At 43.3% G+C, this 12,958-nt stretch carries 11 protein-coding genes and 1 tRNA gene; 6 read left to right on the forward strand and 6 right to left on the reverse strand.

What is annotated here, in order from left to right; all coding sequences use genetic code 11:
• The first annotated feature begins 1 nt into the window (after position 1).
• The gene (locus tag KPL72_RS18840; RefSeq protein ID WP_219704049.1) at positions 2 to 757 is read left to right on the forward strand and encodes a CLCA_X family protein; all 756 of its coding nucleotides are present in this window, start codon (positions 2 to 4) and stop codon (positions 755 to 757) included.
• A gap of 205 nt (positions 758 to 962) precedes the next feature.
• Here KPL72_RS18840 and gcvP read toward each other — a convergent pair whose 3' ends face one another.
• From gcvP to glyA, 3 genes are all read right to left on the reverse strand, one after another.
• Positions 963 to 3,827, reverse strand: coding sequence for an aminomethyl-transferring glycine dehydrogenase (gcvP, locus tag KPL72_RS18845; RefSeq protein ID WP_219704050.1), 2,865 nt, complete (start codon positions 3,825 to 3,827; stop codon positions 963 to 965).
• A 78-nt stretch (positions 3,828 to 3,905) separates the two neighbouring features.
• The gene (gcvH, locus tag KPL72_RS18850) at positions 3,906 to 4,289 is read right to left on the reverse strand and encodes a glycine cleavage system protein GcvH (protein WP_072841665.1); all 384 of its coding nucleotides are present in this window, start codon (positions 4,287 to 4,289) and stop codon (positions 3,906 to 3,908) included.
• A gap of 57 nt (positions 4,290 to 4,346) precedes the next feature.
• Positions 4,347 to 5,624: a serine hydroxymethyltransferase gene (gene glyA / locus KPL72_RS18855; RefSeq protein WP_212915295.1), complete on the reverse strand. Its 1,278-nt coding sequence runs from the start codon at positions 5,622 to 5,624 to the stop codon at positions 4,347 to 4,349.
• Positions 5,625 to 5,995: 371 nt separating this feature from the next.
• Between glyA and gcvT the strand changes: the two genes are divergently transcribed.
• The 4 genes from gcvT to KPL72_RS18875 all read left to right on the forward strand — a co-directional run bounded on the left by gcvT (position 5,996) and on the right by KPL72_RS18875 (position 9,639).
• Entirely contained in the window at positions 5,996 to 7,096 is a 1,101-nt protein-coding gene (gene gcvT, locus KPL72_RS18860; RefSeq protein ID WP_219704051.1) for a glycine cleavage system aminomethyltransferase GcvT, read from the forward strand.
• Between the two features lie 141 nt (positions 7,097 to 7,237).
• Complete coding sequence (locus KPL72_RS18865; protein ID WP_219704052.1) at positions 7,238 to 7,777, forward strand: elongation factor P hydroxylase; 540 nt, start codon at positions 7,238 to 7,240, stop codon at positions 7,775 to 7,777.
• Positions 7,758 to 8,900, forward strand: coding sequence for a 4-phosphoerythronate dehydrogenase (locus tag KPL72_RS18870; protein WP_212915292.1), 1,143 nt, complete (start codon positions 7,758 to 7,760; stop codon positions 8,898 to 8,900). Before KPL72_RS18865 ends, KPL72_RS18870 begins: the two co-directional genes overlap by 20 nt.
• A gap of 16 nt (positions 8,901 to 8,916) precedes the next feature.
• Positions 8,917 to 9,639: a flagellar brake protein gene (locus KPL72_RS18875; RefSeq protein WP_219704053.1), complete on the forward strand. Its 723-nt coding sequence runs from the start codon at positions 8,917 to 8,919 to the stop codon at positions 9,637 to 9,639.
• A gap of 70 nt (positions 9,640 to 9,709) precedes the next feature.
• Here KPL72_RS18875 and htpX read toward each other — a convergent pair whose 3' ends face one another.
• The 3 genes from htpX to KPL72_RS18890 form a co-directional block, all read right to left on the reverse strand.
• Positions 9,710 to 10,588: a protease HtpX gene (htpX, locus tag KPL72_RS18880; RefSeq protein ID WP_219704054.1), complete on the reverse strand. Its 879-nt coding sequence runs from the start codon at positions 10,586 to 10,588 to the stop codon at positions 9,710 to 9,712.
• A gap of 67 nt (positions 10,589 to 10,655) precedes the next feature.
• A complete protein-coding gene (locus KPL72_RS18885; protein ID WP_283248192.1) occupies positions 10,656 to 11,873 on the reverse strand; it encodes a pyridoxal phosphate-dependent aminotransferase in 1,218 nt (405 codons plus the stop codon).
• A 196-nt stretch (positions 11,874 to 12,069) separates the two neighbouring features.
• On the reverse strand, positions 12,070 to 12,639 hold the full coding sequence (locus tag KPL72_RS18890) for a YajG family lipoprotein (RefSeq protein WP_212915288.1): 570 nt from the start codon (positions 12,637 to 12,639) through the stop codon (positions 12,070 to 12,072).
• 131 nt (positions 12,640 to 12,770) lie between these two features.
• On the opposite strand from KPL72_RS18890, the gene KPL72_RS18895 reads away from it, so the two are divergent.
• Positions 12,771 to 12,846 (forward strand) — tRNA-Glu (locus KPL72_RS18895).
• The last annotated feature ends 112 nt before the right edge of the window (positions 12,847 to 12,958 follow it).

Genomic DNA, 12,958 nt, shown 5'->3' on the forward strand with positions numbered 1-12,958 from the left:
AATGTCGTTTCATCAAGCTGCAATTAACTTTGTTTTAATACGTCGGCAATTTGACTTTCGTGGCATTGAGATGGGGCGTTGGGTTACTCCAGCGGAAAGAGATCGCGCGGCGGTTAACTTCCATCGAGCGCTAGAAGATTTAATGACTGTGCTGCAAGGGCCAGAATTGCTGATATCTTTACGAGGCACTCTGGGTCTTCAATACGGAAAAGGTGGCAGGCCTGGCGTTGCTGCTCACTATGTTCCAGCAACGCGGCAGTTATCTTTAGCGAAGAACGCAGGTGCTGGCAGTCTCGCACATGAGTGGTTTCATGCTTTCGACCATTATATGGGCGAAAAAATGTTTTACCAAATATCATCTTCTCGTTTTGCTTCTGAAAGTTGGTTGAATGACGCCAAACTGCAATTGTCCCGCAACAAACAACCTCATCCTCTAAACTTGCTATTGGCCGAATGCTTCAAGACTATCATGCTAAATGAGCAAGGAAATGAGCCCAGTGACCTGTTTAAAGCGTCCCGTCTTGCAGACCAAAAGCTAAAAATAGTCTATTACGCCAAACCAGAAGAGATGTCAGCAAGAGCTTTTGAAGCCTTCGTTGAAGACACAAAACCTACCAGTAGCTTTTTAGTCAAAGGTAGTCGTCATTCAGAAGAGGCCAAAATGGGTCTTTATCCTCAAGGCGAACAGCGTCATCAGGTCAATCAAGCCTTTCAAAATTATTTTAGTTTGCTTGGTCGGGCATTGAGCCAAATTTAGCATTTCTATTGTCTTTTTATTATTTCTTAGCCCTTTTGTCGTTACTTGTCGGTTGTTTTATATTCTATATGATAAATAGGGATTAATTTTTATGAAATTTATCTTTAGCTTCTTATCATGTAGCTGTATTTCCTTCTTAACAAAAAAGGCGAATCATTGCTGATTCGCCTTTTTGAGTTCTAGTACTTTTTAGTAGCTTCGAAGATTAGTCTTCATAGCTGTCTATTGGTGGACATTCGCAGAATAGGTTACGGTCACCGTAAACGTTATCGATACGGCCAACCGGTGGCCAGTATTTACGCGCTTTGATCCAATTTAAAGGATAAGCACCTTCTTTACGTGAATAGGCGTGATTCCATTCCATATCTAAAAGGCTATCTGCAGTATGTGGTGCATTAACTAGCGGGTTGTCTTCTAGTGGCCATTCGCCTGCCTGTACTTTGCTGATCTCTTTGCGAATCTGAATCATGGAGTCGCAGAAGCGATCTAGCTCTTCAAGGTTTTCAGATTCCGTAGGTTCGATCATTAACGTACCAGCTACTGGGAAGGACATGGTTGGCGCGTGGAAGCCAAAGTCCATCAAGCGCTTAGCGATATCTTCTTCACTGATGCCTGATTCTGCTTTTAATGGGCGAATGTCGATAATACACTCATGTGCAACCGTACCGTTTTTACCAGTATAAAGAACAGGGTAGTGCTCGCCTAGGCGTTTAGCTATGTAGTTAGCATTCAAAATGGCATTGAAGGTTGCATCACGCAAGCCTTTGTCGCCCATCATTTTGATGTACATCCAAGTAATTACAAGGATACTTGCGCTACCGTACGGTGCTGCAGATACTGCGCCGTGTTGCTCAAGCATGCCCATTACTGGCGCAACAGCGTGACCCGGTAGGAAAGGCGCAAGGTGAGATTTTACGCCAATCGGACCCATGCCTGGGCCGCCACCGCCATGTGGAATGCAGAATGTTTTGTGTAGGTTAAGGTGAGAGACGTCACCGCCAAATGTGCCTGGAGGCGCAACGCCAACAAGTGCGTTTAGGTTGGCACCATCAATATATACTTGGCCGCCAAATTTGTGAACGATGTCACATACTTCGCGAATGTGCTCTTCAAATACACCGTGAGTAGATGGGTAAGTCGCCATGATGCAACTAAGTTGCGCGGCATGTTTTTCTGCTTTTTCAGCAAGATCGACCAAATCAATGTTGCCGTTTTCGTCGCATTTAACAATCACAACTTTCATACCGGCAAGAGCAGCAGAAGCTGGATTTGTACCGTGAGCAGAACTTGGGATCAAACATACATCGCGGTCATGATCGCCACGAGATTTGTGATATTTATCAATAGCGATAAGGCCAGCATATTCGCCTTGCGCACCAGAGTTTGGTTGCAAAGAAACCGTATCGTAGCCTGTTGCTTTAGAAAGCATATCGACAAGTTCTTGCAGTAATGCGTGATAGCCAGCAACTTGATTACTTGGTGCAAACGGGTGGATACGACCGAATTCTGCCCAAGTAACTGGGATCATTTCAGAGGCAGCGTTTAGCTTCATAGTACAAGAACCAAGCGGGATCATGCTTTGGTTTAGTGCGATATCTTTCACTTCCAATTGGTGCATGTAGCGCATCAATTCGGTTTCGCTGTGATGGCTATTAAATACTGGGTGAGTCAGGATAGCATCTTGACGCAGCATCGAAGCATCAAAGCCGAATGCAGTCTCAGAGTTAGTAATGTCTTCAAGTGATAGTTCGGCGCCGAAACATTCAGTCAAATCGATAAGGTCGTTTGGTGTGATGGTTTCGTTTAATGCGACAGATACTTGGCTTTCAGACACTTTGTAGAAGTTCATTAACTTCGTAGCGCCTTTTGCCATGATGCTATCTGTTTGGTCGCCAGTGTTAACAATGACTGTATCAAAGTAGCTATCATTGGTTGAGAAGTCTTGCTTTTGAATGGCGCTAGCAAAGCAATTAGTTAATGCGGCAATGCGATTGGCGATTTTCTTAAGACCAACAGGGCCGTGATAAACCGCATAGAAGCCAGCCATCATGGCAAGTAATGCTTGGGCGGTACAAATGTTCGAAGTCGCTTTTTCGCGGCGAATATGTTGCTCACGAGTTTGCATCGCCATGCGAAGTGCTGGTTTGCCATGGCTATCTTTAGATACGCCGATAACGCGACCTGGCATAGAACGTTTAAATGCGTCTTTCGTTGCTAGGAAGGCAGCGTGAGGCCCACCAAAGCCCATTGGTACACCGAAGCGTTGTGCAGAACCGAATACAATGTCAGCGCCCATTTCACCTGGAGATTTAAGTAGAACAAGAGAAAGCAGGTCTACAGCGATGCTCACAAGAGCGTTCTGTTCATGAGCTTGTGCGATGACTGGGCTTAAATCAGTAACAGTGCCGTCAATTCCCGGATATTGGAAGATGGCGCCAAACACATCATGCTGTGCAAAGTTGGCGATGTCGTCAACAATGACTTCTATGTCTAATAGCTCAGCACGAGTTTTAACAACGTCAATTGTTTGTGGCAAGCAATGGCTCGCAACAAAAAGTTTGTCGCTCTTCTTGCGATTTGAGCGTTTCATTAGTGTCATGGCTTCGGCAGCAGCCGTTGCTTCATCTAACAAAGAGGCGTTAGATATCTCCATACCAGTTAGGTCGATGATGACTTGTTGGAAGTTTAATAGTGCTTCCAAACGACCTTGAGAAATCTCTGGTTGGTAAGGTGTGTACGCTGTGTACCAACCTGGATTTTCTAGTAAATTGCGTAAAATAGGGGATGGCACATGCGTATCGTGGTAGCCCATGCCGATAAAAGAGCGTGCCACTTTATTTTGATTGGCAATGGCTTTTAATTGCACAAGTGCTTCGCTTTCGCTAACAGGGCTGGCTGAAAGGTCTAGATTTGCTTGACGAATGGCTTCTGGAACGGTTTTTTCGATTAGTTCTGGAAGGCTGTTTATGCCGATTGTTGCTAGCATTTTGGCTTGTTCTGATTCATCAGGGCCAATGTGGCGAGCAATAAATTCATCGTTATTTAACAAATCGCGGATGCACGAGGTCATGGTTCAATCACCTATTAAGATAAAAATCTGGGAGATTAGGCTCTCGATACAGAATAGAGGGAGAGCCTATATTTGAGACTATTCGATAGTGGCTGAATAGCCCGCAGCATCAAGTAGTTTATCAAGATCAGCTGTATTGCTTAGCTTGATTTTTGCAATCCAAGCGCCTTCATATGGTGCTTCGTTGATTAGTTCTGGCGCATCGTTTAGTGCGTCATTCACTTCAATTACTTCGCCATTAACAGGAGCATAAATGTCAGAAGCGGCTTTTACAGATTCTACTAGAGAGAATTGCTCAGTTGCGGTTACTTCTGCGCCTACTTCTGGTAGCTCAACGTAAACAACGTCGCCTAGTAGATCTTGTGCATGATCGGTAATGCCAACAGTTACTGTACCGTCACCGTTGTCTAAAACCCACTCATGAGAGTCTGCGTATTTTAGGTTATCTGGAATAGTGCTCATAATATTAATGCCTCTTTAAAAAAATACCCAAGGAGGTTAAGCCTTGGGTATGTGATTTTAGCGGTAAAGTGGGAAGCGTTTACACAGCTCTTTTACTTCTGCAAGTACGCGAGCTTCAACTTCAGGATTGCCTTCTGGCATTTCAACTAAACCGTCTAGTACGTCACTGATAAGATGACCCACTTTTTGAAACTCTTCAATACCAAAGCCACGTGATGTTGCTGCTGGTGTGCCGATACGGATACCAGAAGTGATCATTGGTTTTTCAGTATCAAAAGGGATGCCGTTTTTGTTACAGGTAATACCAGCACGCTCTAGTGCTTTATCAACAACATTACCTTTCAAGCCTTTAGGGCGTAGATCAACCAGCATTAGGTGGTTGTCTGTTCCGCCAGTTACGATATCGCAACCACGTTCAATCATGACCGCAGCCAATGCTTTAGCGTTAGCAACAACTTGATCGATGTAGACTTTAAACTCAGGTTTCAGCGCTTCACCAAATGCTACTGCTTTACCAGCAATAACGTGCATTAGTGGGCCGCCTTGGTAGCCTGGGAAAACGGCAGAATTGATTTTCTTACCAAGATCAAGATCGTTGGAAAGAATCATGCCGCCACGTGGGCCACGAAGTGTTTTGTGCGTTGTTGTGGTAACAACATGTGCATGTGGAAGTGGAGATGGGTGAGCGCCAGTCGCAACAAGACCTGCAATGTGTGCCATGTCAACGAATAGGTAAGCACCGACTTTGTCAGCAATTTCACGAAAGCGTTTGAAATCAATAACACGAGGAATGGCAGAACCACCCGCGATGATCATTTTTGGTTTGCACTCTAAAGCTTGTGCTTCAATGGCATCATAATCAATCAATAGTGTTTCTGGGTTAACTTGGTATTGAACCGCATTAAACCATTTGCCAGATTGAGCTGGTGGCGCGCCGTGAGTCAAGTGACCGCCAGCATCCAAAGACATACCTAGAATTGTGTCGCCTGGTTGAAGTAGAGCAAGCATCACTGCGCCATTGGCTTGGGCGCCAGAGTGAGGCTGTACGTTGGCGAATTCACAGCTAAATAATTGCTTAGCGCGATCAATAGCAAGTTGCTCAGTAACATCAACTGCTTCACAGCCACCGTAGTAACGACGATTTGGGTAACCTTCTGCGTATTTGTTAGTTAGAACAGAACCTTGAGCTTCTAAAACCGCTTTTGAAGTGATGTTTTCAGATGCGATCAATTCAATGCCAGTTTCTTGACGTTCTTGCTCTTCAACGATTGTTGCAAAAAGCTCTGGATCTCGTTCAGCTAGCGTTTGGCTGAAAAAGGCTTCGGTGTTAGCCATGGGGTAATTCCTCTTAAATAAACATGTATGCCCAAAAGACAATGAGTCGTGCGTATAATAACACTAAGGAAGTCTAAGATGATGAAAAAAGATCATCTTTCTAAGAGCGTCAGTCATTGTTCGGTTTACGTCAATTTTGCTTATCATAATCAAAAAGTTTCCAATTGGAAACAGCAAAGGTCAGTCAATTTTCAAGTTTGTTTGTTATTAAAGTTGACCGATCATTTAGATTTTTTATTGATGTCTATTGGTTTTGATTTCAGATATTGCTGAATAAATGTCGCTTAGTGCTTGTCAAAACAAGTTGCTTTTAGATACTCTGTTTCCAATTGGAAACAGACTCTATCACAATTTTAATTAAGGTTTTTGTTATGAAACGTACTGCTCTATGTGATCTACATATCGCTTCTGGCGCTAGAATGGTTGAGTTTGCTGGTTATGAAATGCCTGTTCAATATCCGTTGGGTGTAATGAAAGAGCATTTGTGGACTCGAGAAAATGCGGGCTTATTTGATGTTTCGCATATGGGGCAGGTCATGTTGCGGGGTGAAAATGTAAAAGCAGCTCTTGAGGCTATTTTGCCTGTTGATGTGCTTGGATTGGCTGAAGGCTCGCAGCGTTATGGAATGTTTACTACCGAAAAAGGCGGTATTACGGATGATTTGATGTTTGCCAATTGGGGGGATGAAATCTTCATGGTGGTTAATGCTGGCTGCAAAGAACAGGATTTTGCTTATTTGAAAGCGTCTTTGGTCAATTGTGAGGTAGATATTATTGATGATCGATCTTTGCTAGCTATTCAAGGGCCAAAAGCGCGTGAGGTTTTTGCTCGCATGGTGCCTGGTGTGGAAGCGATGACTTTCATGCAGAGCCTAAAATTTGATTGGCAGGGAGTTGAGCTGTGGGTTAGTTGTTCTGGCTACACGGGTGAGGATGGTTATGAGGTTTCGGTACCAAATGATCAGGCTGAAGTTTTTGCTAATGCTTTGTTGGCTTATGATGAAGTTGAATGGATTGGTCTTGGTGCTCGTGACTCTTTGCGTCTTGAAGCTGGCTTGTGTTTGTATGGTCATGACATTGATACCACCACAACACCAATTGAAGCGTCTCTTAATTGGGCGATACAAAAAGTACGTCGTTTAGAGGGTGAGCGTGCTGGTGGTTTCATTGGTGCTGATATTATATTGCCACAATTTACCAATAAGCCGACAAGAAAGCGTGTTGGTTTCTTGGTTGATGGGCGTGCTCCTGTTCGCGAAGGTGTTGAAATAGTGGATGCTTCTGGAGAGGTGAAAGGTGCAGTAACCAGTGGTGGCTTCTCCCCAAGTCTTGCTCAACCTATTGTCATGGCTTATGTATCGAGTCAAGCTCTTGACTCTAACGAGCCGTTGTTTGCTAATGTCAGAGGGAAAAGTATTCCTCTAAATCAAGCTGCGATGCCATTTGTGCCTTCTCGCTATTTCCGTGGCTAATAACTAATGTACTGTTGAATTTAAGGGCTATTGATCAAGCCCAATTCAAATTTTAAATGAAATGCGCTATGCGAAGCTTGGTTCTTTGCGTGGCGCATTTTTATTTCTTATGTGATAATTCTTTACTTTTGGAGTCTGCAGTTGGCAAGTGCAATACAGCTTGTGGAAGCCTTCAGCGCCTGTTTCCTTTCAAGTTTTAATACCCGCCTTATTGGTGGTGCAGATGAGCCTCTTTATCTGCCCGCTGAGCCAAATGGCTCGGCTGCTATATATTTCCGTTTTGATTATCCTTCAAGCGCGCTGCATGAAGTCAGTCATTGGTGTATTGCTGGGCGCGAAAGGCGATTGCTAGAAGATTATGGTTATTGGTATGAGTCGGATTCGCGTAACTTACAAACGCAAAAAGAGTTTGAAAAAGTTGAGGTGAAACCTCAGGCGGTCGAGTGTATTTTACATTGGGCGGCGGGGTTACCTTTTCGTGTCAGTGTGGATAATTTGTTTATGCCCGATTATGACGCGAAAGATTTTGAACGGGCAGTAATGTCTAAGGTTAGCCAATATATCGTTTCTGGTTTGCCAGAAAGGGCAGAGGTCTTTTCTAAGTATTTATTGGCACAGCGTCTTCCTGATCAAATATTTAATGAGTTTTTAAAACGACAGTATGAAAATTATTGCAGATGAGAATATGCCAAATGCTAAAGCCTTGTTTTCGCATTTAGGTGTCGTTGAGTTAGTGAATGGTCGAATGCTAACTCATGAACAAGTAAAAGACGCTGATGTGCTTCTGGTGCGTTCGGTGACAAAGGTGACTCAGGGGTTGCTTGAAGGTAGTTCTGTTCGTTTTGTCGGTAGTGCCACAATAGGCGTTGATCATATTGATTTGGATTATCTTGCCAAATCAAATATCACCTTTAGTAGTGCGCCAGGGTGCAATGCAGACGCTGTTGCCGATTATGTTTTTAGTGGCTTAAGCCACCTATATATGACGAAAAAATTTAGCTGGCTAAGTAAAAAAATCGGCATTATTGGTTATGGTAATGTTGGTAAAACCGTTTATGACCGTTTTGCCAGTATGGGTTGTCAGGTATGCGTTTATGATCCTTTTAAAGAAAAGAGTGGTAGCTCGGCTAACTTTGCTTCTTTGAAGGATATTCTTGCTTGTGACGTGATTTCTTTGCATGCACCATTAACCAGTTCTGGTCTTTATCCAACAAAAGGGATGATAGGAAGTGGAGAGCTTGCTCAGCTGTCTGCGGGTGTTGCTATTGTTTCTGCCGGTCGAGGTGGGGTTATTGATGAGATTGCTTTGCTTGAACGACATAAACAGTTAAATGGTAATATTCACCTAGTGCTAGACGTGTGGGATGGTGAGCCTATCATCAATCAAGAGCTGGTTTCTATTGTTGATATTGCAACTCCTCATATTGCAGGTTATAGCAAGCAAGGTCGTGAAAAAGGCACATGGATGGTATATCAGGCCCTGTGTCGGTATTTAGAGCTAAATGCTGATGTTGTTAGTAAAAGTGATGCTATCAGTGCTGGGTGGTTTTCTTCTGTTAATGTTGGCGCTGAAACACCTCAAGAAGAAATGCTAGCTCGAAGTGTGCAGGCAATTTATGATGTGTCAAGGGATGACGTGAGATTGCGTTATAAATATCGAGAAAATAAAGAAAAAAATGTTTTTGATTGGTTGAGAAAGCATTACGTTGAAAGAGATGAATTTAATACTTGTATCGTTAATGCTAGTAGTTGTGATGCAGGACATATTTTGAGTGCCGCTGGTTTTTCAGTAGAAAATAAATAATAACTAAGGTAAGTGCATGGCTGGAGTAATGCAGGTTGATCTAGGAGATCTTGATGTACCAATAGGGACAAATGTTCAGGTGGAGTTTATCTCTCCTCCAGGGCGCTATATGGTGAAAGTCCTTGGTAATATTCCAAGAAGTTCGCTGATTGTGTCTTGCCCTAAGTTAAATGGAAAGAATATATTGGTTAGAGAAAGTCAGGTTGTCAATGTTCGTCTGATGCTGAGTACTCATGTTTGTGCTTTCTCGAGTAAAATTGCTAAAAGCTATATGGAGCCCGCAGCCCATCTTCATATTGCTCATCCGAGCTATGTTGAAACATCCGAGGTGCGTCAGGCGGTTCGTGTTGAGACCCGCCTGATATCTAATATAGAGCCCAATGGGCTAACAACGTCAATTGGCGAGTCTTCTTCTGCAATTATTATTGATTTGAGTCTTGGTGGCGCTAAATTGATTTCTAAAGAGGATTTTGGTTCAGTCAATCAGACGATGCGTTTAGCTTGTAATGTCAAAATCGGTCCTTATAGTCACATTCTTAAGTTGGATTGTGAAATTCGCTCCCAAGAAATTCAGATGCTTGAGCAAGTTCAAGCAACTTTGGTTGATAACGATTTTTTGAATCGAATGGGTGTTGAGTACTTCTATGTTTATGGTGTGCGCTTTGTAGATGTCTCAAAGGAGGCGGGGATTCCATTGATGGCATTTATTCTGGAGACTCAGCATAATAAAGCAAAATAAAGCTTTGGCCTTTCAGGTAAAAAAAACGCCAGCATTAGCTGGCGTTTTTTTTGTGTCTATTGCTTAACTGTTATAGCGCTTGAAGTGCTTTGATGCGGTCTTCAATTGGCGGGTGACTTGAGAAAAGTTCTCCCAGCGTTGGTTTTTTACCGCGGCGAATACCGAAAGCAAGCATGGAGTCTGGCATGCGGCTCTCTTCGTGCTCTTGTTGTAGTCGAGCAAGGGCGGCAATCATTGCGCCTTTTCCAGCTAATCGTGCGCCAGCTTCGTCTGCTCTGAACTCTCTGAAGCGTGAGAACCACATAACAATCATAGATGCCAAAATACCGAAGACAATTTCAAATATGAATGTTGCAATGTAGTAGCCCCAGCCAACAGAGCCTTCATTGTCATCTTTACGCAAGAATTGATCGACAGCATAAGCGGCGATACGAGCAAAAAACATAACGAACGTGTTAACTACGCCCTGGACGAGAGATAAAGTAATCATGTCGCCATTTGCAACGTGACCGATTTCATGGCCAAGTACGGCTTTAATTTCATCAGGCGAGAAGCGGTCTAGCATGCCGCTGGAAACGGCGACTAAAGCGGCGTTCTTATTCCAGCCTGTTGCAAATGCATTAGCTTCATGTGCGGGAAAGATAGCCACTTCTGGCATTTTGATTCCGGCTTTCTGTGAAAGCTCTTTTACCGTATCAAGCAACCATACTTCTTTGTGGTTGCGTGGTTGTTCGATAACAACGGCACCTGATCCGCGTTTTGCCATCCACTTTGAGAGAAGTAGTGAGATTAAGCTGCCAGTAAAGCCAAACACACCACAGAAAATAAGCAGCGAGGTGAAATCTAGGCCATTGCTGGTCATGTAACCGTTAACGCCTAAAAGGCTTAAAACAATACCTGCTACCACCATGACAGCTAAGTTTGTCAGTAAAAACAGAATAATACGCATTACTATGCTCCTTAAAAAACTGTTAAGGAGCATAGTAGGGCTTTCTTGGATTATTTCAAGAGAGAGGTTAACGCTTTCTTAATCTACCTAAAAACGCTGCAAATCTTTCCATAGCGGGGGTTAGCTCTTCGATATGAGGAAGAAAAACGAAACGTACATGGTCCGGTGTCGGCCAGTTGAATCCAGTACCTTGAACTATGAGTACTTTTTCTTCTCGTAAGAATTGCAAAACAAGATCCATATCATTTTTGATTTTGTACATTTTTGGATCAAGTCTAGGGAATAAATACAGTGCACCTTCTGGTTTATGGCAGTGGACCCCTGGAATTGAGTCGAGAGCTTCCCATGCTACCTTGCGCTGTTCATAGAAACGACCACCAGGCACGATAAGTTCGTTTATGCTTTGGTAACCTCCTAATGCGGTTTGTACGGCGTGTTGGGCGGGCACATTGGCACATAGTCGCATTGAGCTAAGGATGTCTAGGCCTTCTATGTAGTCGCTTATGCCGCTTCGATCGCCAGTAATCACCATCCATCCTGAGCGGAATCCAGCTGTTCGATACACTTTTGAAAGTCCGCCAAAGGTAATGCAGGGTGCGCGTCCTTCTGTAAGGGTCGCTGTCGGTATGTGCTTAGCTTCGTCGTATAGAATTTTGTCGTAAATTTCATCTGAGAAAATTAGCAGATTGTGTTCTTCTGCCAGTTCAATAATGGCTTCAAGAATGCCTTTCTCATAAACCGCACCCGTTGGGTTGTTTGGATTAATAATGACAATGGCTTTTGTTTTGTTTGAAATCTTAGAGCGGATGTCGTTGATGTCTGGCTGCCAACCTGAGCCTTCATCACATAAATAGTGTCTCACGTAACCGCCAGCTAGCGTCGCTGCCGCTGTCCAAAGAGGGTAGTCGGGCGCTGGTATTAATATTTCATCGCCGTCATTCAATAGGCCCTGCATGGCCATGACAATAAGTTCACTAACGCCGTTGCCCATCCAAACGTGATTTACGTCGGCCGATTTAATGCCCATGGCTTGGTATTTCTGCATAACAGCTTTACGGGCAGAAAAAAGCCCCTTGGATTCACAGTAGCCTTGAGAAGTTGGTAGGTTGCGAATAACGTCAACTAATATTTCGTCAGGTGCTTCAAAGCCAAATGGCGCGGGGTTGCCTATGTTGAGTTTGAGTATGCGTTGACCTTCTTCTTCCATTCGCACAGCTTCTTTTAAGACTGGACCACGGATTTCATAACATATATTAGCGAGTTTGTTTGATTTGCGAATTTGCACCACTTTATCCTTACTGAAGCTGGGCGGAGGAAATGTTAACTTTACTCCTTACTTGAGCGCATTCAAGATGGAGGCTTGAGATATAGGTAAAAAATTGGCTTGGATCTATAAAGATAAGTGGTGCTGGTGATTAGTTATCATAAAAAAGCCTGACTGAAAGTTAATCAGTCAGGCTTTTTTATTTTATTGAATGGTTTTATTTGAGTAGGGCGATAATGTTTGGATCAGTTAATAGGCGATTAACTGTTTGGCTTGCAAGTGCATTCATATCGTCTTGAACTGCTTGTTGATAAGGCATGGTGCCGTACTCTCTAACTTTTTGAGATCCATAGTTAGCTTTATAAGTTTGTCCTTTTGTCGCTAATGTTGCTCTTAGTTCGAATTGTAGTGTGGCAACAGTCTTTAGTGTTTCTACTTTTGTTGTGTAGCTCATCTTGGTTATTTCGATTTTCAGATCTGCTGCAGGCATTAGACCTTGATCTGGAGTGAAGCCCATTTTGCGTAAGCCGCTTAGTACACTGTCTTTAACACTCTGCTTTACATCATTTGTTGTGAAAATATCAGCTCGTTCATTTATGCCGGTTTTAATTGAGCCAACAGCATTGGTTAATTTTGTACTGGTGGTTACATCAATAACTCTTTCGTTAGAAAGGGCTGCTGTCTTAACGTCTTCTTGTGGAGTGATGCTTATATAGTGCGTTGTAGAGCAGCCAGCTAATAAAAGCGTCGAAAGGGACAAGGTTAGAAATAGTTGTTTGTTTAGCATAATAGCTCCGATCAGATTGATTTCTAAAGCGACTTTTTATCTAAGTAGCTTAAATTAATGAAAAAAACTGTTGATTTTAAGATTGGTAACAGTAATATACGCACCCGCTCACACAGCAAGATTAAAACGTTGTCCCATTCGTCTAGAGGCCTAGGACACCGCCCTTTCACGGCGGTAACAGGGGTTCGAACCCCCTATGGGACGCCATCCTTTCACACGGTTGGCTGTATAGTCTACATAAACTTAGTGCTGAATGAGAAGTTTTTTGCGGGAATAGCTCAGTGGTAGAGCACAACCTTGCCAAGGTTGGGGTCGCGAG

It is taken from the genome of Marinomonas lutimaris, assembly GCF_019426345.1.
GTDB lineage: Bacteria > Pseudomonadota > Gammaproteobacteria > Pseudomonadales > Marinomonadaceae > Marinomonas > Marinomonas lutimaris.

What these genes read in the sequence shown, in the direction of transcription:
- gcvP (WP_219704050.1), bottom strand. Translation starts at nt 3,827, where the DNA reads ATGACCTCGTGCATCCGCGATTTGTTAAATAACGATGAATTTATTGCT.
- KPL72_RS18840 (WP_219704049.1), top strand. Translation starts at nt 2, where the DNA reads ATGTCGTTTCATCAAGCTGCAATTAACTTTGTTTTAATACGTCGGCAA.
- gcvT (WP_219704051.1), top strand. Translation starts at nt 5,996, where the DNA reads ATGAAACGTACTGCTCTATGTGATCTACATATCGCTTCTGGCGCTAGA.
- KPL72_RS18875 (WP_219704053.1), top strand. Translation starts at nt 8,917, where the DNA reads ATGGCTGGAGTAATGCAGGTTGATCTAGGAGATCTTGATGTACCAATA.
- htpX (WP_219704054.1), bottom strand. Translation starts at nt 10,588, where the DNA reads ATGCGTATTATTCTGTTTTTACTGACAAACTTAGCTGTCATGGTGGTA.
- KPL72_RS18890 (WP_212915288.1), bottom strand. Translation starts at nt 12,639, where the DNA reads ATGCTAAACAAACAACTATTTCTAACCTTGTCCCTTTCGACGCTTTTA.
- glyA (WP_212915295.1), bottom strand. Translation starts at nt 5,624, where the DNA reads ATGGCTAACACCGAAGCCTTTTTCAGCCAAACGCTAGCTGAACGAGAT.
- KPL72_RS18870 (WP_212915292.1), top strand. Translation starts at nt 7,758, where the DNA reads ATGAAAATTATTGCAGATGAGAATATGCCAAATGCTAAAGCCTTGTTT.
- gcvH (WP_072841665.1), bottom strand. Translation starts at nt 4,289, where the DNA reads ATGAGCACTATTCCAGATAACCTAAAATACGCAGACTCTCATGAGTGG.